Source organism: Micromonospora purpureochromogenes (genome assembly GCF_900091515.1).
Lineage (GTDB): Bacteria > Actinomycetota > Actinomycetes > Mycobacteriales > Micromonosporaceae > Micromonospora > Micromonospora purpureochromogenes.
Map to the genome: position 1 here is coordinate 5,275,766 of NZ_LT607410.1, position 18,312 is coordinate 5,294,077.

Consider the following 18,312-nt stretch of genomic DNA (forward strand, 5'->3'; position numbering starts at 1 on the left):
GAGAAGTCGGTGACTGCTGTTCCGCTGCCGCCGCCGCTAGGGACAACTGCCCGGCCCGGAGAGGTACGCCGGTGCACCTGTCATTGATCTGAGCGTTGTCGGCGATGTGTGACGTCGTGCCCCTGGGGCACCACGACCCGCCCCGGCTTCCTTCTCGCGCCCCATCCGGGCCGAGGCGATCAACCTGCGGTCTGTCTCGGCGGCCCCAGGCTGCTGGAGCCAGCATAATCAGTGGCTCCGTAGCTGCCAGGCGACCGGTGGCTACGGCAACGTCTTCTACCTCTTCGCCCACGCCCGGCCAACTCCGCGAGGCTACCTCGCCACTCTCGGCGACGGTAGGCAAACGTCAATCCCACGTCGTCGCATCCGAACGATCTCAGGATGTTTCTGGGCAGACGCGAAGGCGGCCAGGACGGGCCCGGGAGGACGACGGGGAGCGGCCTGCAATCCAGCGCGGCTGCCCAATCCCCGAGGCCAGCTCTTCGGAACAGTCACTTCCCGGACCCGCCGACACCCACCCTAGAACACCCCTCCTTGCCGGCGCTTGAAATAGAGGGGAGCCATGAGCTGACGTCGCCGGCCTGTGAAGCGGAGCTGCCGGTGCTGACGCCTTCGGGCGCGCCGAAGAGGTCACCGAGCAGGAAGCCCAGGTCAGGGCGGTGCCGCTGAGATTGATCTTCCAGAGAGCAGGACGACTCCGGACTGACAGACAGACGCGCGCAGAGACGGCCACCTATGAGCCGGCCGCACCGCCGGCGCGCCCCAGCCATCGATTTGGTATCTGAAGTTGCTCAGCGCCGACGCGCCGGACGGCTGACCACTTCGGTCTTCTCTGGGAGGTCACGCCAGCCCACTGGTCGACATCACCGCAGGTCAAAGCGGTCTCGCCTAGCCGGCTTCGTTGAGCACTTCGGGCGCGGTGACCACTTCGCCAAGCTGCACCCAATCTGCATCCACCTGCAAGGCCGCGCAGTCCGATGGCTGCCTACCGCCCTGACCTGCGGATACTGGCCCACCAGGCAACATCGACTGCTGCCGACTGCTGCTCTATACGGCTGAGCACTCCGTGTGAAGCAGGACGCTGCACCGACTTTGACCTGCGGATACGCAGAACCGCAGGTGGGCGCGGGTGCCGTTGAGCGCTGTTCGGTCCCGTTGGGTGCAGTTGACTGCCGTTCAGTGCACCCGGCTGCTCCCACCCCGCTCCCCCGATCCTGATTCCACGGCCGGAGCTCCCAGGGGTCGCGTCTGCACTGGTGGCGCAGGAGACGGCCATCGCGGACCCGGCCGCGGCCACCGGTCAGCCTCTTCGGAGTGATACTGGGTCAGTGCGTGGATCATGGGTTCATGTCGGCCGGTTGTGGACCAACGGCGAGCCGTTCCTCGCCATCGACGCGACACGCCGGAGCGATTGGCGCGGTTACCGCGACGACGACTTCGAACGGGTCGTCGACATGGTGCCTGAGGACAGCAGCATCTCCGTCGAGGCCGGCAGCGCGGCTCTGGTCGGCGGGGACGGTGTTGTCCGTGACGACAGTTGGATCGAGGTCTTCCAGTCCGAGGACGGTGCCCTGGCCTTCGTCCAGGCATCAGGGCCCGACTACCCGGGTGTACTCGCGGCAGCACTGAAGTACCCGGACGCAGAGGACGACGAGGGTGACGACCTCCTCGTCGGTGGTGAACTGGCGGTCTTCAGCGCAGCCGTCGACGGCGCCGGGGAACACTCGACCCGGCTATCGCCGGCACAGCCCGGGCCGGTGCCGATCGTTCACGGTCCCCCCTCGCGAGAGCCGGACCCCGGCATGCTGATCCAGACCGCTGACAGCGTGTACCGATTCAAGATCCGCTGGTACACCGAACTGGACGACGAAAGCTGCTTCGCACGCTGGCTCCTCATCCCGGCTTCACGATGCGCCGCGCAGTCAGCGGCAGATCCGGATGGCGTCGACTGGTCGCGGTCATCGCTCGGGCACGACCTGGACCTCCACTCGATGCCGGAGGTAGTCGTCGTTTGAGGTGCGAGCGATCTGCACGGCCTGAGCAACTTGGTCGCGCATCTGGCTGGGGTACATCTGTGGGTCCAGGGTGAGGCCTGGCAGTATGCAGCGGCGCAGGTCTAGGTCGTCGTCGGCCAGGAAGCGGCGTAGTGCGGGGTACCGCTCGCGCAGGTCGCTGACCGCCTCATATTCGGCGGCGCTTTCCGGGGTCATGGTCGTCGTTCCCGGTAGGTACCTGATTCCTACCGAGGTCCAGTACCAGGCGCGGGCCGCGCCTGCCGCGCCGGCGGGGGCACCGGTGTCGAGGTAGTCAAGCAGCGCAACCTGGACGCGACGGCGGCCGAACGCGGCGATGGCGGGTTCGACCAGTTGCCGGTTGAAGCTCGGATCCGGCTCGTACACTGCGGCCCGGATAAGCGGTTCGAACCATTCGTCGGGCATGCCGCGAGCACCCGCCGGGTGCATGGCCCGGCGTGCGACGGTCTCACCGATCGTCCGCCGGGCACGATGACGCCAGAACAGACGGTCGTCGGGCTCGTCGACCTCTGGATGTTCGGCGCCGACGAGGTCGAGCAGTGCCCGTAGCGAGGCGTGATAGACCGCCGAGCGATCAGCCGTACGCCCAGGTAACGGCTGGAACGTCGCGGGCGTCTCGTTCGTCGATGCCATGGGCGACCATGGTATCCGGCGCTCCTCAGCCCGACCTCGCTCAGGTTTCCCAGCTCTCGGCCAGCTGATTACTGTGACGCAGAGCGACGCTCGGAAGGCGGCATGAGAGTTAACGGTTCCTGGCATAGTCTACCGATCAACACCGTCCTGCCCTCGTCGCTGCGTCAGAGCAGAGTGACCGCGTCGCGGCGGCGATGTAGCGACGGCCGTGCGGCGCACGATCAGAATGGTGCGGGTCCGCGGCCTGCCAACGATATCAACACCTGCGTGGCGAGTAGCTTGCGTATGCCGGTGACGGCGACTGTCCCCATCCGATCGTAGGGCAGTTCCAATTGCAGCCCTTCGACTGCGTTGCGAAGGTCTGTCGTGATCTCGTCCGGACGGAACGTGCCGCCCCAGCCGTTGAGTCCTCCGCGCTGGTTGGTACTGAGGGAAGCCATGCCGGATATGCATGCGCCGTCGACCAGGATCAGCCTCGCAGGACCCGAGTAGGTCGTCGTCATAGTCATCAACCCTTCAGGATGTAACGCCGTGCACCCCGGGTCCCGGCTGTCTGACAGTCATCAGGAGGCGAGGCGTCGAGTCCGACCATGGTGTGCTCCACCTGGACCGCGACCGTACGTGCCTCGACCGTCAGGGCGGCGGCGATGCGGACTTCTCGTTAGCGATAAGGGTCGATGTCTGTGTCTGTCTGGTTCATGAGCCAGAGGCGCGCCTTGGGCGAGCTGACAGTCGGCCTGGGCAGACTAGCGCCCCGACAGCGCCCGAGGTCCGAATCGATCCAGAGAAGAGAACACGGGGGCAATGCTGAGCTGGCTCCACACCGAGATGGCCGGCCTTCTGCCGATCAGACGATTTTCGCGATGCCGTTGTGAGGCCATGAAACGCCGAACGGCGGCCCGCTGAACCAGTCGGGCCGCCGTTCGCAGAGTGTGGATCAAAGCGGACGGATGTTCTCCGCCTGCGGGCCCTTCTGGCCTTGGGTGATGTCGAACTCCACCTTCTGATTCTCGTCGAGGCTGCGGAAGCCGCTCGCCGAGATCGCGGAGAAGTGGGCGAAGACGTCGGCGCCGCCGTCGTCCGGGCTGATGAAGCCGAAGCCCTTGTCGGCGTTGAACCACTTCACGGTACCTGTAGTCATGTCTGCTCCTTCGCAGGCTGTTAGAGACCGCACTGTGCGGACCCTTACGCCGCCGCGTTGATCACCCGCGTCGAAACGACACGAAAAACGAAAAGCGCCTGGATGGGTTTCAGATGCCCCATCAGGCGCCGGAAAACGTCTACGGAAATCAAAACTGCAACTCGGCTACCGTAGCACATGATCCGTCGTCGATCCCATGGCGGTGAGTGGACCTGGTCACTCGTCTGCTTGCCACGCCGCGTGGACGGCACGTTGACCGGGTTCACGATGGGCTAGTTGCAAGACTGGGAAGTGGCAGCGACACCGAGAATCGGCAGGTCGCGCCTGATGTGGCGTGAATTCTAGTCGGGCGCCGTCAGGACGAGCGGCCACGATGTCCGTCCACACGGGCTCGATTACTCGGCGTGGGCACCTGCGGAAGCGCTGTCTGGCTCCGAGGCGGGACGGGGGCAGGTGGGCGGATCGGCCGGCTCGCCCAGTGGTCTTGGTGGAGAACCTTGGTGTGGTTCGGGTCGTGCCCGACGCTGGTGGCCGTGCGGGGCGGCCGCACCCGCGCGATCGCCTGACATCGGAGAAGCGCCTTGAAGCAAGGTCAGGTGCGCGCACATCGGCACGTGCGTGCGTCTCCAGACACGGTGAACCGCCGGCTCGAGGTACGGACGGTGATGCGCTGCAAAGCCGGTGCGCTCGCTCGGCGGATGTGCGGATGCCCTGTGGGCGGCAGAGTCGGCAGGCGGCGCGGTCGAACAAGGTCACGGCGGGTCGGACGGGCTGGGCGCAGTGCCGCCGACGCCGACCTGCAGGTCGGGGTGGCGCAGCTGAGTGCCGTTCGGTGCCGTTGGGCGCTGTTTTACGCCGTTCAGTGCCCCCCGGTTGCTCCCAGCCTGCTCCCCAATCTCGGGCCGCGAGACCAGCGGCAACTGACCGGCTGGCACATCCTCTCGTCGCGCAGGACCCGCGCCCGTGTGGGCGCCGGACAGGGGTTACTGGGCCCCTCTACTGCGACGCGGGCGCCCGCCATCCCGCTGCCCCCGACCCCGGCGGCATCGACGTCGGCGAACCGATCGCCCCGCACACCCTCCGTGAGCCAGTGCGTATAGCTAATCAACGATCTTATTTGCGGATTAAATCCGCTATAAGCGGCGCCCGAGGGTCAGTGCGCGCCGATACTCTTCACCGCGCGGAAGGCCGGGGTCCAAAGGACCGCCACTCCCGAGCCGCCCGAGGCAGTCGACCGCCAAGGGCACCGGCCCCGGCCCTTCCGTCCAAACGTCAGCCGCCGACGTTTCAGCGGATCCGTTTCGCGGCGTACGCCGTGCGCCGTACCGGCTTCACGCCCGCCGCGACCGCGTCACCACGTGCCTCGAACGCCAGCACCGCTGCCATCACGGCGTGATGCGGCGGGGCGATTTCGGGTGGTCCTTCCCCGATCTGCACCCCAGCGTTCGTCGAAGTCGAGGCCCTCGGACTCTTCCTGGATTCCAAGGGCTCCGAGAAGGGGGCCGTCTCGTGAACGGCTCTTTCTCAACTTTCGGCTGTCTCACTCTCGGTGGTGACGAAGGGCGACGTCAGCCGAGCAGGATGCGGTGTCGTAGGAGTGGGAAGCCGACACTCTGGACATCTGACGCTTCCCCGACTGGTCTTGGTGTTGACCCCTCCGATCGCCTCCACGCCACCGCTGCTGACACTTGAGCAACCAGCGACCAGCGGCCACCGCCCGAGACAGCGGACGCCCGCTGCTTGCCGTGCGTAACGCGCGGTCTGCGGCAGAAGCGGACGTTCATGTCGGCGTTCTCAGGCTGCGGGGTGGAAGTCGTCGAGGTTTGCGCGGTACCACGAGCCATTGATCAGGACGTGCAGCTCTGGACCGCGGCAGGTCCAGCGCGCGTTCCGTATCTCCATACCGTCGGGCAGAACCAGGCGGGATTGCCCGCCGGCCACCTGTACACCCTCGGCATCGATGCGTACAGGCGTGACGAGGTCGTAATCAGCCCCATAGCCTCCGATCAGCGCCGCCCGCTCACCGTCGACGAGCACTGCCACGACTCCGCCCTTCGGCGCCCTGCCGTGGTCAACGCCGCGCCTACCGCGCGCACTCACGAGGTGATGAGCGTTGTACACAAGCGCGAAGGCGGTCTCCCCCTGGACGTTCAGTGCTTCGCAATCGTCCATGCGAGGCAGGTCGGCGTTGAATGGGTAGCACCATCGGGGCTGCAGGTCGGAGTCAAAGCGGACCAGACCGTGCCCGCCGAGGCCTCGGCCAGACGCCGCAGCCTCGTCGAAGTAGCCGACCCAGATGTCGCCGCTCGCTGTGGCCAGGACATGCTCCACGGCATCGCCGAGATGCCCGCTGCCTTCCCAGCCACCGGCGCTGTTCCACACCTCCGCACTCTCGGCCGTACCCCTGGTGCGGGCATCAACGAGTAAGACTCGGCCATCCGGAAGAGGCTGGATGAAGTCGGCCCGACGCGCTCCGCCCAGGATTACCGCATCGTGGTCTTCAGCCCCGACTCCATGGCGAGTCAACAGGCGCGCACGGGCAGCGTGGTGATCCCACAGCGCGATTGCCTGACCATCGGCCCCGATACCAACCGCACGGCGGCTCGCGATGCCAGCAGTGGTCGGTCGATGGCGGGCTTAGGTACGCATGGTGGCGCAACGCGATCATGGGCAAGCCGACCACCTCCTGGCGTCGACTCAACTGCTTAAGGTGCGACTGGCGCTGGCGCTCGTCCACGCTGCCATGATCCCTTACCGTCAACCGACCGAACGCTCTTGACCGCATCCGCTCCTCGGCATGTGCGCATGCCGGTCGAGTCAGCACTTCGTGACGCCGCGTAGCGCGCGCTTCGCGGCAGATCCGGATGTCTCGATCAGTCACATCGGTGTTCTGCCGGGCGGTTCCGGCGTCTGAAGTCTCGGATGGTGACGTAGCCGGGCCCGGTTGGTTCGGTGCAGTACGGGCCGTGCACGTCGAGATTGGTAATCTCGGTCGTGATGGCGGCGGTCGGGCCGAAGTAGCCGGTATCGAGGGTGTAGGCCACGCGAGTGCCGGTTCCGGCCGGAGCGGAGAACTTCACGGGCGGCTCGACTGGCCGTACGCCGATGAGTTCCTGTCGGAAGCCTTGGCCGTCTCGCCAGATTTCGACGATGGTCCGCGAGCTCAGGGCCGCTGCTGCAGCACTCAACCAACGATCGGTGGTGAGCAGCGAGCCGTAGTAGCCGGGCCGAGGCCCGCCTTCATCGGTCAGAGCGTCTGCCTGGTCGTCGATCACCGAGAAGGCGAGATCAGCGGAATCTGCGCAGTGACGTAGGGCGTGTGAATCGGAGCGACCTTGATTGCCGGATGAAGCGCGTGCCGCAGGACCGCGCACAGCACCTCGGTTGCCAGACGAGGATTTCGAACAGAGCCGTCGAACTCCAAGACCGTGATGTCTGTCCGGCTGTAGCTTTTCGGGTCGTCCGTCACGCCGCCAACGCTATCCGCCAGGAAGCGCGCGCCCATCGGCAGATCCGCTCAGGCAGCTCGGACGAAGCAGTCAACCTACGTCGGCCCCCTCCATCGCCACCACCGACTGCGCGACAGTCGAAGACCAGCCGTAGACGGCCGGAATGATTCGGCCGAAGCGGGGTAGCCGGCGCCGTGATACGGCGGCGAGGCGTGGACCTGACTCAGTATGAAAGAACGGAGGTGACATGACGCCGCCGCCGAACTCGCGGCACCTCCTGCCGGCGGACAGCCGACGCCTATCCGTGGTCGCGTTCGTCGGCATGGTCGTCGCCTACCTGGTCGTGCTCCACGGGCTGGCACTGACCCTGACCAGTGGCCTGGAAACGAGGTACGCCGCGCCCAGAACGCTGAACGAGATGTGGCGCAGCATCACGGTTCCGGAGGCGGTCTCCGTCGTGCTGGTGATCGCGGCCATCTCCTGGCTTCGCTGGTGGCCGCCGGTCCTGCGGGATAACCATCCGGTCCAGCGCTGGGTCGTGGTCGTGCCCATCGGCATGGCGGCCTGCGCTCTCATCGTGACCGACTACGGCGCCCTCGCCACCAAGGGCGCCACCTTCACCCTGACACTCCTGCTCTCCGCACTGCTGATCGGCACCAGCGAGGAACTGATATTCCGTGGGCTCGGGGTGACCGTGTTCCGCTCCACCGGGTTCACCGAAGGAAAAGTCGCCCTGTGGTCCACGGTCATCTTCGCCCTCGCCCACGCCACCAACCTGCTCGCCGTAGGTGCCGTAGCCTTCGCCCAGGTACTTACCACCGTGGTCGCCGGCTACTTCCTCTACCTCATCCGGCGCCGCTCCGGCGGCATCACCGTGCCGGCCATCATCCACGGGATGTGGGACTTCTCCCTCATCTCAGCCCAGGTAATCCCGGGCAAGCCCTACCTCCTCTCACTCCTGTCCATCGTCACCATGGCGGTCCTGGCCATCGTCGTACTGGCACGCCGGCACCACATCGAACCAGTCACCGCCCAGCAACCCTGACGGCCGGTCGTTGGCGCACCAACGTCGGCGCTGATCAGCTGACCGCGCCCGGCAGCACATCGATCCCGGCGGCTGGCACGCTGCACAGACCGAACACCGCAGCTCCACCCGGAGCGCGCCACCGCAGTCGTGATGGCGGGCCACCTGCGGTGGACCAGCCGGGCTCGCAAGGTGCCGGCCCCCCCACTGCATCACGCCGATCAGTGGCACCGCCAACTCCCGACCCTGCCCTTGCCGAAACCATGTCCGTGCTGGTCAGGTGGCATGTTCGTATTCGTGAAGTGTTCCGCCGAGGCGGTCGCGTCTTCGGATGTCGAGGCGGGCCATCTTGTCCGGATCGGCGATCGGTGCGGGCAACGGGTACAGCGGGCGGGCGTTCGCAATGCCCTGGTGTGGGCGGTGGGAGTTGTAGAACTGTTCGAACTCGCGTAGGGCGTGGAGCAGGTGCCGCAGGTTCCAGATCAAGGTTCGGTCCAGCAGTTCGCGGCGGCAGGTCTGTACCCACCTTTCCATGATCGAGTCCATGCGCGGCACTCGGACGCCGCTCAGCACGACTGCGATGCCCGCGTCCGCGAGGACAGCGTCGAACATCTCGGGGAACTTTGCGTCCCGGTCCCGGATGAGGAACCGCGTCCGGCAACCGGCGTCCTCGAGGTCCATGACGAGGTTCTTCGCGGCCTGCACCACCCAGGATGCGGTCGGATGTGCGGTTGCGCACAAGATCCGGATCCGGCGGTTGGCGTGTTCGATGACCGCGAACACGTACAGCCGCGCTCCGGACAGGGTGACCGTCTCGAAGAAGTCGCAGGCCAGCAGTGCGTTTGCCTGCGAGCGCAGGAAGTCGGCCCAGGTGCTGGAGGCCCGCTCGGGCGTCGGGTCGATCCCGGCCTCCTTCAAGATCTCCCAGACCGTGGACGCGGCCACGTGCACGCCGAGCACCAGCAGTTCGCCGTGCAGGCGCCGGTAGCCCCAACTGGGGTTCTCGCCCGCCAGGCGCAGCACAAGGGCGCGGACGGAACGGACGGTCCGCGGCCGGCCCGGACGTTTCGGCCGGGACGCTGCTGCGTGGCGGTGGGCGACCAGGTTGCGATGCCAGCGCAGCACCGTGTCCGGGCGCACCAGCAGCCGCACCCTGCGCAGCGCGTCCATTGGCAGCCGATGCAGCAGCGCCGCCAGGAACGCCCGATCACTCGGGTCGAACCGCACCTTCTCTTTGCCCAGCTGTCGTTCCAGCACCATGATCTGATGGCGCAGCGCCAGGATCTCCACGTCCTTATCTTGATCGCTCATCGGCAGCAGGCGCAGCATGGCGAACACGTTCGTCACACCCAGGTAGGCCAGTCGCGGTAGCACGGCGGACCATCATGCCGCAGCGATCGTCAGCTGCGCGAGAGCCCAGCGCAAGCAACCGGGGTCGACATCCCGTCCCCCCACGCACCGACTCCTACCAGGGCGGATGAGGTTTTCGGCAGGTGCAACGCCGCCCCAGGGATACCGCGACCTGAACCGCTGACGCTTCGGTTTGCGCTGCCACGGGTGCCGCGAACTTCTGAGCCCGGTCAGGAGGTACACGCGAACGTGGTGTAGCTGCACGACGTGAGGCGGCCGACGAGGACGTCCACTGTATCCATGGCGGCGCTGGCTCTCGCGGTCACCCCAATCCAGCGGCTGCTGGTCGCCCGCCTCGCCGTGTCTGCCCGCGAGCCGCTAACCGGCACCTGCGGCACCCAGGTCACCCTTGACGGCGCCGGCTGGCCGGCGCTGCCGCCACCAGGGCGGTGTGGCGGTTCGGGCATCTGGTGGGACGCCACTGTCAAGCATCTCCCGGGACACGACAAGGTATCTAGTCCTGCCCATTGCCGAATTGACCTCTTTAAGGATCAAGGCGGCCCGCAAACGGGCCGCGGCAAGTTCGTCGCCGGCCTGGCGGGAACCTTCGTCTGGACCGGGGACGGGCCGCCGGTCACGACCGGTGGACCCAGGTGTGCAACCGCGGCCTGACCGAGCGGCCCGTCGACCCGTACGCCGACACCTTGGGCCGGCCTGGTCGCCGAGGCCCGCTGACCGGGCCACCGCGACTCCCGGTTTGGTGGCAGTCGCGGTGGCCCGGTGTCAGACTCGAGAGCGGGGACGCCGCAGCGAGGGACGTGGATGGATGACGGGACACGGGTACGAACTCCGGCCGGACGTGGAGACGGTGACGCTGCTCGGCGCCCGGGTCACCGTCGTCGACGCCGCCGCGCTGCTCGCCGCCGCCGAGGCCGGTAGTGGCGGCCGCGAGGGCGGCGGGGTCTCCGGGTCGCCGAACCAGGGGCGCGCGGCCCGCGCACTCGGCGGCGATCAGGAAAGACGTAGCACCTCGACCGGATGTTCCGTCGCTCGTCGCCCGCGGTCCTCAGCGCTCCTCAACTCGGGCGAGTTGCGGACATAACTCTGGCCAGGCGCTTAGAAGTTCATGGTGAGGTTGCCGCTAACCGTGGCGGCGACGACCACGCACAGGGATACCTTGTGCGTGAGCGTCCCGGTGAAGTGCGCGGTGCCGCTGCCCTTGCCGCCGGGGCCGACGTGGTAGTAGGTCACGTCGACGGCGTACTGCTGGTCGGTGCAGAGGGTACCGCTCTTGAGCTTGACGGTGCCGGTGGCGCTGTCACCCCTCACCGTGACCGACGAGCCGTTCATCGTGGTGTTGAGGCTGAAGTTGCCGCCGGTCACCGTGGCGTCCGGGGTGAGCGGTGTGTGGTTGATGGTGGTCTTCCAGTCGCCGGGCAGGTCGCCCTTGGCCGTGCCGACGAACGTGCCCTGGGTCGCGGTCCACTGGGTCTCCTCGCCGCTGACCGTGTCCTTGTACGTGGTGGCCGCAGTCGCCGCCGAGGTTCCGGCGAGCGTCATCGCAAGCGCGCTCAGGACAAAGAGCGCAAGCCGCAGCATAGCCTTCATCGCACACCTCCTCGCATGTTACCGGGCAGTAAACAGATGTGAGTCAATGTAACGTGCAAGCGTTTCCATTGATAGGGGCTGCGTTCTTATATCGCGAAAACGGTCTTATCGGTCAGTGGCCGCCCGGTGTGTCCACAATAGGTAGGTGCGTGGAGTCTGGAATCGGGGAGAGCGCCCCGCTACCACCGCCGCTGAGCTCGTACGCCGCACGCCCCTACGGAACGCGGCGAACCCACCGGCCTGGGCCGGCCGCCTGGACAAGCGTCGCGGCAGGTCGGGACTGTCCACAGTGCGATCCGAGACATACCCTACCGAGAGCGCTACCAACAGGCCGGGCACCTTGCTCACCCCGGAGGCGACGCACACCGAGCGCTTCGAGCGGGCGTACAGCGATCGGTCTCGGCAACCGTCCAGATAGGTCCGACTGACGACCTCCTGGCGGAGCAGAAATTCGCAGCCTGCGACCCCGGAACAGCCTACAAAAACGGGAAAACTGCAGGTCAGCGGCCTGCGTGATGTGGAATCCTGCGGTTTAGGAAACCGTTTCTCCCTGGCTACCGCGAGAGCACGGACATCTCCGTGCAGGCACGTGCCGGAGGTACTCGTCAGCCGGGCGAGGCTCGGCCGTTGCATATCCCCTGGTTGAATCCCGCAAAGGTGCCTTCGCGGAGCGCGATCTCGACGTGCTGCACGAGCAGCTTCGGCAGGCCGGCCAGCCAGCGGCCGTCCTAAGCTACGGGCGACCGTAGGCGCACTCCTGCACTCAGGCACGGGCAAGGCATAATCGCAGGGTGATCGCGAGCGTGTTCTTCGACGTGGGCGAGACGATCGTCGACGAGTCCCGGGAATACGGAACCTGGGCGGACTGGCTGGGCGTGCCCCGGCACACGTTCTCGGCGGTCTTCGGGGCTGTGATCGCTCGCGGTCTGGACTACCGGGAAACGTTCCAAGTCTTCCGGCCCGGCTTCGACCTAACCGAGGAACGGAAGCGCCGCGCAGCGGTCGGCCAGCCCGAGCACTTCTCCGAGGAGAACCTCTACCCGGATGCTCGGCCGTGCCTGGCCGCGCTGCGTGAGTTGGGCGTGCAGGTTGGCCTGGCCGGTAACCAGACGGCAAGGGCCGAGACGATCCTGCGCGCCTTGGACCTGCCGGTGGAAGTGATCGGCACGTCGGACGGCTGGGGCGTGGAAAAGCCGTCGGCGGCGTTCTTTGAGCGGGTTGTCGCGGAGGCGGGCTGCCCAGCCGATCAGGTGCTGTACGTCGGTGACCGGCTGGACAACGACATCCGGCCCGCGCAGGACGCCGGGATCGCGACCGCGCTGGTACGGCGCGGCCCGTGGGGGCACATCCTCGACGACAAGGCCGTCAGCGAGCGCTGCTTGTTCCGGCTCGACTCGCTGGCTGAGCTGCCCGAGCTGGTGCGCAAGCACAACGAGTCGGCGGCCTAGCTGCCGGGTAGGGCGGCTCGGCTGGCGGCGAGGGCGGCGACGCGTTCGTCGAGCTGCCTGCCCTGCCGGCTGTCGCCGAGTATGGGCCGAACTTCCCTGACTCGGTCGAGGCCGGTGCCGTACCAGTCGTTGTGTAGGGCGTCCATCGCCTGGTTGAGGTAGTCGGCGGCGTGGTCGCCGTCGTCGCTGTGTGCGGAGGCCAGGTCGGCGAGTATGACACTGCGCTGCTTGGCCGCGTTGGCGCTCAGGCCGGTGAGGGCCTCGGTGAGCTGCCTGGTGGCCTCGGTGTGGTCGTCGGCTGCGAGTGCCGCGTAGCCGGCGAAGGAGCGCAGCCGGCCGGCGTCGTAGAAGTCGAGCCATTCCGGCGGGGTGGGGTTGGCCTCGATCGTGGTTGCGGCGAGGTCGATCTGGTGGCGGCTGGCGGCGCCGGCGCCGGCGCGGGCTTCGACTTCCGAGGCGACGCAGTGCAGCCAGGAGCGGACGGCCGGGCTGACGCCGTACCAGGTGTGCTGGAGCGCCGCGTCGACCAGTGGGCGGGCGGCGGAGGGGTCGTGGCTGAAGGCGGGGATGAAGGCCATGTGGCCGAGGACGGCGGCGGCCAGGGCGTGGTCTCCGGCTTCCCGGGTCGCGGCGAGGGCGACGTCGTAGCAGCGCTGGGCGATGGCGGGTTGGCGGAGGTCGAAGAACGCCAGGCGGGCGGTGAGGAGCGCGGACTCGGCGAGGGCGGCCGCGAGGGTAGTGCGGCTGGTGCCGCTCGCCGCGCGGACGAGTCCGGTGCCGAGCTGGGTATGGGCGTATGCGGCCTCGTAGAGCGGCCGGGCCGGGCTGGTCCAGTACAGCGCCCGCTGGCAGCGGACCTGTCCGTGTACGCGTCCGGGTCGTTGGTCTTCGTGTCGGCGTGCGCTGCCTGCGGGTCCAGTGACAGCAGCGGAGCGACCAGGGGCAGCATGCTCGCGCCGAACAGTGCGCGCAGGACCGCTGCCCGGTCCCAACCGCCTTCGTTCTCGTCTCCGGTGAGCATGTCCCACAACGTCCTGAACTCGTGCAATGTCTCCGCCTGCGGGCACATGGCCAGCTCGTCGGGGGTGAGGAGGCCGAGCTGGCTGGCTGGCTTGTCGAAGGTGGCCACCATGTGCTTGCGGTAGCGGGGGTCGGGCCACCGTTCGCCGGTCTCCCATCGCCGCACCGTGTTGGCGTTGAGGCCGGTGTCCGTCTCTCCGGCGCGGCTCATCCCCGCGCGAATGCGCTCGGCGACCTCCTCGTACGACCAGCCCCGCTGGAGCCTCTCCCACGCTAGCCGCCGGTTGGGGGGATAGCGCCGTCCGGCCATCTGAACACCTCCGCGCATTGCTTGTCGACCGCAGTCGACGCTAGCTACCTCCGCTACGGCTCGTCACCGCCTGGTTGCGAGCGGACGGCTGGTGGACGGTACCGCCCGGCTCCTGTGGACGGTTCGCTGATGTTGAGCATCGAAGACCGCTGCGGAGCGGCGGGCCAGCTCACTGACCCATTGTCATCGACGCCAGGAGATTCATGGTGGACAGGTTGATCGAATCTGGCAAGGCGGCCAGGGAGTTTGCTCGGCCGACTGTGGCGGTGGCCGGATGCGCGTTCGTGAGGGTGACTCCTCGTCCGCGTACCGCCATCGGGGCTGCGCGGGCGGGTGACCGGCGGCGTGCTCCCAGCCGCCGCCTCGCGATGGCGGACCCGCCGGGATTCCGGCGGGTCCGCCAGGACTGGCCGAGGAGCTGGGTTCGTCGACCGGTGGCGCCATGACCCTGTATATCTCGCAGCACGCCTTCGCCGGAACCACGGACATCCCACACCACTTGGTTCCCGTCTCGGTGCGGGTGGTTACCGACCGGGCGGCGGTATCGCCGGGAGACCCTCCCCTCCTAACGCATGTGTGGCAGCGGGTGTTCGCGCAGCGGACCGACATCAGCAGGCAGCGATGATGGCCCGTGTGCGGGTGACCGCCGCTGCCCGATTCATCGGCCCATATCTGGTCGACGCGCTACTCTCCCGCGGCGTAAAGGTCGTTGGCCTCGACCGTCGCGGGCTTGGTGATCACGGCATCGCCGATGAGAACCTGGCGGCAGTCGAGAATCGGCTGTGCACCCCGGTGTGCCGGAACCTGTCCACCGACCAACTCGGCGACGCCCTGGACGGCTGCGACACCGTGTTTCACTTGGCCGCCCGGCCAGGAGTCCGGCCGCCATGGGCCGCGGAGTTCGTCGACTACGCCCAAGCCAACGTACTCGGCACCAACCGGCTGCTTGATGCCTGCGTTCGATCGGGCTTTCACCGGCTGTGCCCGCCTCGTCGTCCAGCGTCTGCGGCCCGGCGAATCGGCCCAACCGCGAGGCCGACCCGACCTCTCCGGTCTCGCCGTACACCCTCTGCGCTGCAACTCTCACCGCACCAGCAGCCCTGTGCCGATCAACACTGCCCATCCGGTCGGCAACTGCTGTCGAGACCGCTGAAGGTGAGTGCCATCACCTCCCTCGGTGCGGCATGGAGCTCACTGTGCCGCTGCCGATCCCGCAGCCAGGCCGGGTGGGCACCTCGCTCCGCGCGGGAGCGGCGCCCGAATGGAGGCCGCTGGTGACATCCAAGCTGCCGATCCCAAGTGCCGGGCCCAAGCCGATCCGGCCGAGCTACAGGACGGAGACAGCACCCCCACACACCCCGCTGCGGCCGATCTGGGTGTGCCGCTCGTGCGGCCAGCCATGGCCCTGCGCCGAAGCGCGTCTCCTACTGAAGGTTGAGTACGAGTCCGCTCTCCCCGCCCTGTCGATCTACCTCAGCGGCTTGATGTACGAGGCGATGCGTGACCTGCTCCATCTGAACCCGCACGACGGGCCAAGCCCGCGCGAGATGTTCGAGCGCTTCGTCGCCTGGGGGCCATTCCGAAAGTCGATCGTGGAGGGCCGGTGACCATGCGCTGTCACCTGCTGAGGATGAGAGGGCCTCCGTAACCGACCGCCCGAGCCCTCCGCGCCTCATGATCCGATCCACGACATGAAATGCACCGACGCAACTCAGCCTCGAAGGTACCGCGATGACGCACCCTCCTCGCTGACCCGCACAGAATGAAGGAGGAGTCTTGAGTATTACCGCAGACAGGCCGGCCACGACAATCGCCGCAGACCCTCGCACCCTCGTCTCGGCCGAGGTGTTCGACAAGATCGCCCACTACTTCGCCGCCAGGCAGGAGGTGACCCAGGGCTACGCCGAGCGTGCGGTCGGGCAGTTCCTCGTCTTTCTGAAGGCGTACGCCGACCGCGTGGACAAGCCCGACTTCGGGATGCTCCTGCCGACCGGCGAGTCCTACCGCGTCGTGCCGACCCGGCCGGTCGACGCTGTCTGGCACGCCGCCCTCCAGATCAGCGAGCCCTACACGGCCGCCTGCAAGGAGATCGCGGGCCACTACGTGCACCACCGGCCAATCCAGACCGAAGCCATGCAGGACGGCACCGCCATCACCTACACACTCGCGGCATTGCACGACACCGGCTACCGCGTCGACATGGAATTCTGGGGTGGCCAGGCCGAGTCCTGCTGTCCGCCGAACCCGCCTCAGCCCGGCAAGTAGCAGAAAGAGAACCGATGCGTAGCGACTGGACCGCTCTGCCGGAGACTGTCACGACAGGGATCGCCGAACGGGTCGGTGGAGCCTTCGGCGTAGCCCCGGCTACGAGTGGGAACCATGCGGAGATCGCCTCGACGGTCACCGGGCCAGCCGGTCAGGTCTTCGTCAAGGCGGCCTCTGGAGAGCTGAGCGTTCGGTCACTGCGCTACGAGCTGGCGGTAACCCAGGCCATCGACCGGTACCCGCCCGCAGTCCTGTGGCACTTCGACTCCGATGGTTGGCTGGTGGTGGGGACCGAGCATCTCGCCGGTCCCCACCCCGACCTGTCACCCGGCAGTGCGGATCTCGATCTGCTCGCCGTCGCACTCAAGGGACTCCAGGAGACTCCCGCGCCCGGCGACTCATGGTTCACCCCGCCAGCCCGCCTCGGGTTCGCACACCCGGCGATGGACGGCGAGATACTCATCCACTCCGACCTCAATCCGGCCAACTTGATCGTGACTCCGCACGGCCTACGGATCGTCGATTGGGCATGGGCAACGAAGGCAGCTCCGTGGGTCGAACTCGCATTGCTCGTCCAGTGGCTCATCGGCAGCGGCCACAGCGCCGAACAGGCAGAAGAGTGGCTGACGCAGCTTCCCGCATGGACCGCGACCGACCGCGAGGTGTTGGAAGACTTCGCGTCAAAGAACGCATCCAAGTGGTCGGCCAAGTCCCGGCAGAGCACCGAAAGCTGGGTACACGACCTGGCGACGTGGACCGGTGAGTGGGCAGCCCACCGGACCGCCAGCCATCAGTCAGGCACATGAGCGATAGCGGGACGGCTCCCTCGTGACATGGGGCCCGGTACTGGTAGCTCCAAGTCCTCCATCAGCCGGCCAGCCCGGTCGGACCGGTAACCCGAGGCCGCCGCCGGGCGCCCCCACGGCGATCGGACCCCAGAGCCGAACGCCCTGCTCCCAATCTGCTCCCAATTTAAGGGGCAACAGCGCGGAAGCCCGTTACCGGCTGAACCGGTGACGGGCTTCCTACCTGCATGTATCTATGGTGGGCGATACTGGGATCGAACCAGTGACCTCTTCGGTGTGAACGAAGCGCTCTCCCGCTGAGCTAATCGCCCTCAGCGCCGATGACTCTACCTGATCGTGCGAGCGGACCGGAAATCCGGGTCCCGCGCGCCGCACCCGGCTCGGCCGCCCGCCGCACCCGACCGGTCAGTGCGTGGCGAGGTAGTGCAGCAGCCGGGCCACCAGGTCGATGCCGAGGCTGTACTTGAGCGAGAGCCACACCACCGTGGCGACGAAGATCAGGCCGACCGAGCCGAGGGCGATGCGTACCGGCAGGGACCGGGAGGTGGCCCAGCGGGTCCAGGCCTGCACGTGCCGGCGGGTGAAGGCGAGCAGCCGGCGGGCCCAGTGGAACTCGACGGCCCAGATGGCGAGGCCGCCGATCACGATCAGCCAGCCGGGGCCGGGCAGCGGGATCAGGGCGAGGCCGACGGTGACGACCAGCGCCCCGGCGATCGCAATGAAGATCTTGAGTGCGACCCGGCCGGTGGGGTTGGCGCGGATCAGGTCGAGACTGGTCCGTACCCGTTGCCGGAGGCCTGTCGGCGGCCGCTCGGCGACGGCCGTACCGGTGGACCCGCGACCGCCGGCGGCAAGGCCGGAGGGGCCGCGATGAGCCGGGCGGACGGGCCGCGAGGCGGCGCCGCGAGCAGTCGCACGACCTTGACCGGAGCGGCCGCCGGGGGCAGGCCGACCGGTCCCGTCGTGCTGATCCTTCGGCACCGCGTTCCCCCGCCTTTCGGCTGCTCGGGCCCCTACTTTCGGTGGGTCGGTCACGGTCGCCGCATCCACTGAGGATCGGTTCGTGACCATTTCACCCCCCAGTGTCGCCCCGGCCCGTCACTTGCGCAGACCACTGGACGTTACCGGAGTAAGTCGACGACTGAGCCACCCGACGCCGGGCGGGATCACGCACTGGGCAGACCGGAAATCGTACAAGAAGTTTCACATTCTGGCGGCGCTTCCG

General features: G+C 67.5%; 20 protein-coding genes and 1 tRNA gene. 10 read left to right on the plus strand and 11 right to left on the minus strand.

Features of this window, described 5'->3' with window-relative positions:
- Positions 1-1,328 precede the first annotated feature (1,328 nt).
- A complete protein-coding gene (locus GA0074696_RS23985; protein ID WP_231925134.1) occupies positions 1,329-2,015 on the plus strand; it encodes a hypothetical protein in 687 nt (228 codons plus the stop codon).
- On the opposite strand, the gene GA0074696_RS23990 is transcribed toward GA0074696_RS23985, so the two are convergent.
- From GA0074696_RS23990 to GA0074696_RS24015, 6 genes are all read right to left on the minus strand, one after another.
- A complete protein-coding gene (locus GA0074696_RS23990; protein ID WP_088963184.1) occupies positions 1,959-2,666 on the minus strand; it encodes a hypothetical protein in 708 nt (235 codons plus the stop codon). The two genes, GA0074696_RS23985 and GA0074696_RS23990, sit on opposite strands and share 57 nt — an antisense overlap.
- Positions 2,667-2,887: 221 nt before the next feature.
- Entirely contained in the window at positions 2,888-3,169 is a 282-nt protein-coding gene (locus GA0074696_RS23995; RefSeq protein WP_231925135.1) for a hypothetical protein, read from the minus strand.
- A gap of 434 nt (positions 3,170-3,603) precedes the next feature.
- Positions 3,604-3,807 (minus strand): transcription antiterminator/RNA stability regulator CspE, encoded by a 204-nt coding sequence (gene cspE, locus GA0074696_RS24000; RefSeq protein ID WP_013283833.1) that lies wholly within the window; start codon positions 3,805-3,807, stop codon positions 3,604-3,606.
- Positions 3,808-5,601: 1,794 nt separating this feature from the next.
- The gene (locus GA0074696_RS24005) at positions 5,602-6,189 is read right to left on the minus strand and encodes a hypothetical protein (RefSeq protein WP_088963186.1); all 588 of its coding nucleotides are present in this window, start codon (positions 6,187-6,189) and stop codon (positions 5,602-5,604) included.
- 491 nt (positions 6,190-6,680) lie between these two features.
- On the minus strand, positions 6,681-7,082 hold the full coding sequence (locus tag GA0074696_RS30955) for an ATP-binding protein (protein ID WP_157746099.1): 402 nt from the start codon (positions 7,080-7,082) through the stop codon (positions 6,681-6,683).
- A complete protein-coding gene (locus GA0074696_RS24015) occupies positions 7,079-7,312 on the minus strand; it encodes a hypothetical protein (RefSeq protein ID WP_088963188.1) in 234 nt (77 codons plus the stop codon). Before GA0074696_RS24015 ends, GA0074696_RS30955 begins: the two co-directional genes overlap by 4 nt.
- Before the next feature lie 191 nt (positions 7,313-7,503).
- Here GA0074696_RS24015 and GA0074696_RS24020 point away from each other — a divergent pair, with 191 nt between their 5' ends.
- Complete coding sequence (locus GA0074696_RS24020) at positions 7,504-8,301, plus strand: CPBP family intramembrane glutamic endopeptidase (protein ID WP_088963189.1); 798 nt, start codon at positions 7,504-7,506, stop codon at positions 8,299-8,301.
- A 255-nt stretch (positions 8,302-8,556) separates the two neighbouring features.
- Here the strand turns inward: GA0074696_RS24020 and GA0074696_RS24025 are convergent, their stop codons facing one another.
- On the minus strand, positions 8,557-9,627 hold the full coding sequence (locus GA0074696_RS24025) for an integrase core domain-containing protein (protein WP_231925136.1): 1,071 nt from the start codon (positions 9,625-9,627) through the stop codon (positions 8,557-8,559).
- 303 nt (positions 9,628-9,930) lie between these two features.
- Here GA0074696_RS24025 and GA0074696_RS30960 point away from each other — a divergent pair, with 303 nt between their 5' ends.
- Positions 9,931-10,302: a hypothetical protein gene (locus GA0074696_RS30960; protein ID WP_157746100.1), complete on the plus strand. Its 372-nt coding sequence runs from the start codon at positions 9,931-9,933 to the stop codon at positions 10,300-10,302.
- Between the two features lie 154 nt (positions 10,303-10,456).
- Positions 10,457-10,732, plus strand: coding sequence for a hypothetical protein (locus GA0074696_RS24030; protein ID WP_088963191.1), 276 nt, complete (start codon positions 10,457-10,459; stop codon positions 10,730-10,732).
- Between the two features lie 14 nt (positions 10,733-10,746).
- On the opposite strand, the gene GA0074696_RS24035 is transcribed toward GA0074696_RS24030, so the two are convergent.
- Complete coding sequence (locus GA0074696_RS24035) at positions 10,747-11,238, minus strand: hypothetical protein (RefSeq protein ID WP_157746101.1); 492 nt, start codon at positions 11,236-11,238, stop codon at positions 10,747-10,749.
- 791 nt (positions 11,239-12,029) lie between these two features.
- On the opposite strand from GA0074696_RS24035, the gene GA0074696_RS24040 reads away from it, so the two are divergent.
- Positions 12,030-12,686, plus strand: a complete 657-nt coding sequence (locus tag GA0074696_RS24040; RefSeq protein WP_088963193.1) for an HAD family hydrolase — start codon at positions 12,030-12,032, stop codon at positions 12,684-12,686.
- Here the strand turns inward: GA0074696_RS24040 and GA0074696_RS24045 are convergent.
- Positions 12,683-13,678: a hypothetical protein gene (locus tag GA0074696_RS24045; RefSeq protein WP_231925137.1), complete on the minus strand. Its 996-nt coding sequence runs from the start codon at positions 13,676-13,678 to the stop codon at positions 12,683-12,685. The genes GA0074696_RS24040 and GA0074696_RS24045 overlap by 4 nt on opposite strands.
- A gap of 780 nt (positions 13,679-14,458) precedes the next feature.
- Between GA0074696_RS24045 and amcA the strand changes: the two genes are divergently transcribed.
- From amcA to GA0074696_RS24070, 5 genes are all read left to right on the plus strand, one after another.
- The gene (amcA, locus tag GA0074696_RS32450; RefSeq protein WP_088963194.1) at positions 14,459-14,641 is read left to right on the plus strand and encodes a multiple cyclophane-containing RiPP AmcA; all 183 of its coding nucleotides are present in this window, start codon (positions 14,459-14,461) and stop codon (positions 14,639-14,641) included.
- Complete coding sequence (locus tag GA0074696_RS32675) at positions 14,641-15,294, plus strand: NAD-dependent epimerase/dehydratase family protein (protein WP_407940620.1); 654 nt, start codon at positions 14,641-14,643, stop codon at positions 15,292-15,294. Before amcA ends, GA0074696_RS32675 begins: the two co-directional genes overlap by 1 nt.
- Positions 15,288-15,623, plus strand: a complete 336-nt coding sequence (locus GA0074696_RS24060; protein WP_407940621.1) for a hypothetical protein — start codon at positions 15,288-15,290, stop codon at positions 15,621-15,623. The genes GA0074696_RS32675 and GA0074696_RS24060 overlap by 7 nt, the downstream gene beginning before the upstream one ends.
- Before the next feature lie 169 nt (positions 15,624-15,792).
- Positions 15,793-16,281, plus strand: a complete 489-nt coding sequence (locus GA0074696_RS24065; RefSeq protein WP_088963197.1) for a glycine-rich domain-containing protein — start codon at positions 15,793-15,795, stop codon at positions 16,279-16,281.
- 14 nt (positions 16,282-16,295) lie between these two features.
- Positions 16,296-17,087 (plus strand): phosphotransferase family protein, encoded by a 792-nt coding sequence (locus GA0074696_RS24070; protein ID WP_088963198.1) that lies wholly within the window; start codon positions 16,296-16,298, stop codon positions 17,085-17,087.
- Positions 17,088-17,323: 236 nt separating this feature from the next.
- On the opposite strand, the gene GA0074696_RS24075 is transcribed toward GA0074696_RS24070, so the two are convergent.
- Both GA0074696_RS24075 and GA0074696_RS24080 read right to left on the minus strand, forming a co-directional pair.
- Positions 17,324-17,398: transfer RNA gene (locus GA0074696_RS24075), tRNA-Val, on the minus strand.
- A gap of 94 nt (positions 17,399-17,492) precedes the next feature.
- A complete protein-coding gene (locus GA0074696_RS24080) occupies positions 17,493-18,137 on the minus strand; it encodes a TIGR02611 family protein (RefSeq protein ID WP_407940508.1) in 645 nt (214 codons plus the stop codon).
- Positions 18,138-18,312: the final 175 nt, after the last annotated feature.

What these genes read in the sequence shown, in the direction of transcription:
- GA0074696_RS23990 (WP_088963184.1), bottom strand. Translation starts at nt 2,666, where the DNA reads ATGGCATCGACGAACGAGACGCCCGCGACGTTCCAGCCGTTACCTGGG.
- GA0074696_RS23995 (WP_231925135.1), bottom strand. Translation starts at nt 3,169, where the DNA reads ATGACGACGACCTACTCGGGTCCTGCGAGGCTGATCCTGGTCGACGGC.
- cspE (WP_013283833.1), bottom strand. Translation starts at nt 3,807, where the DNA reads ATGACTACAGGTACCGTGAAGTGGTTCAACGCCGACAAGGGCTTCGGC.
- GA0074696_RS24015 (WP_088963188.1), bottom strand. Translation starts at nt 7,312, where the DNA reads ATGGGCGCGCGCTTCCTGGCGGATAGCGTTGGCGGCGTGACGGACGAC.
- GA0074696_RS24020 (WP_088963189.1), top strand. Translation starts at nt 7,504, where the DNA reads ATGACGCCGCCGCCGAACTCGCGGCACCTCCTGCCGGCGGACAGCCGA.
- GA0074696_RS30960 (WP_157746100.1), top strand. Translation starts at nt 9,931, where the DNA reads ATGGCGGCGCTGGCTCTCGCGGTCACCCCAATCCAGCGGCTGCTGGTC.
- GA0074696_RS24030 (WP_088963191.1), top strand. Translation starts at nt 10,457, where the DNA reads ATGACGGGACACGGGTACGAACTCCGGCCGGACGTGGAGACGGTGACG.
- GA0074696_RS24035 (WP_157746101.1), bottom strand. Translation starts at nt 11,238, where the DNA reads ATGAAGGCTATGCTGCGGCTTGCGCTCTTTGTCCTGAGCGCGCTTGCG.
- amcA (WP_088963194.1), top strand. Translation starts at nt 14,459, where the DNA reads ATGACCCTGTATATCTCGCAGCACGCCTTCGCCGGAACCACGGACATC.
- GA0074696_RS32675 (WP_407940620.1), top strand. Translation starts at nt 14,641, where the DNA reads ATGGCCCGTGTGCGGGTGACCGCCGCTGCCCGATTCATCGGCCCATAT.
- GA0074696_RS24070 (WP_088963198.1), top strand. Translation starts at nt 16,296, where the DNA reads ATGCGTAGCGACTGGACCGCTCTGCCGGAGACTGTCACGACAGGGATC.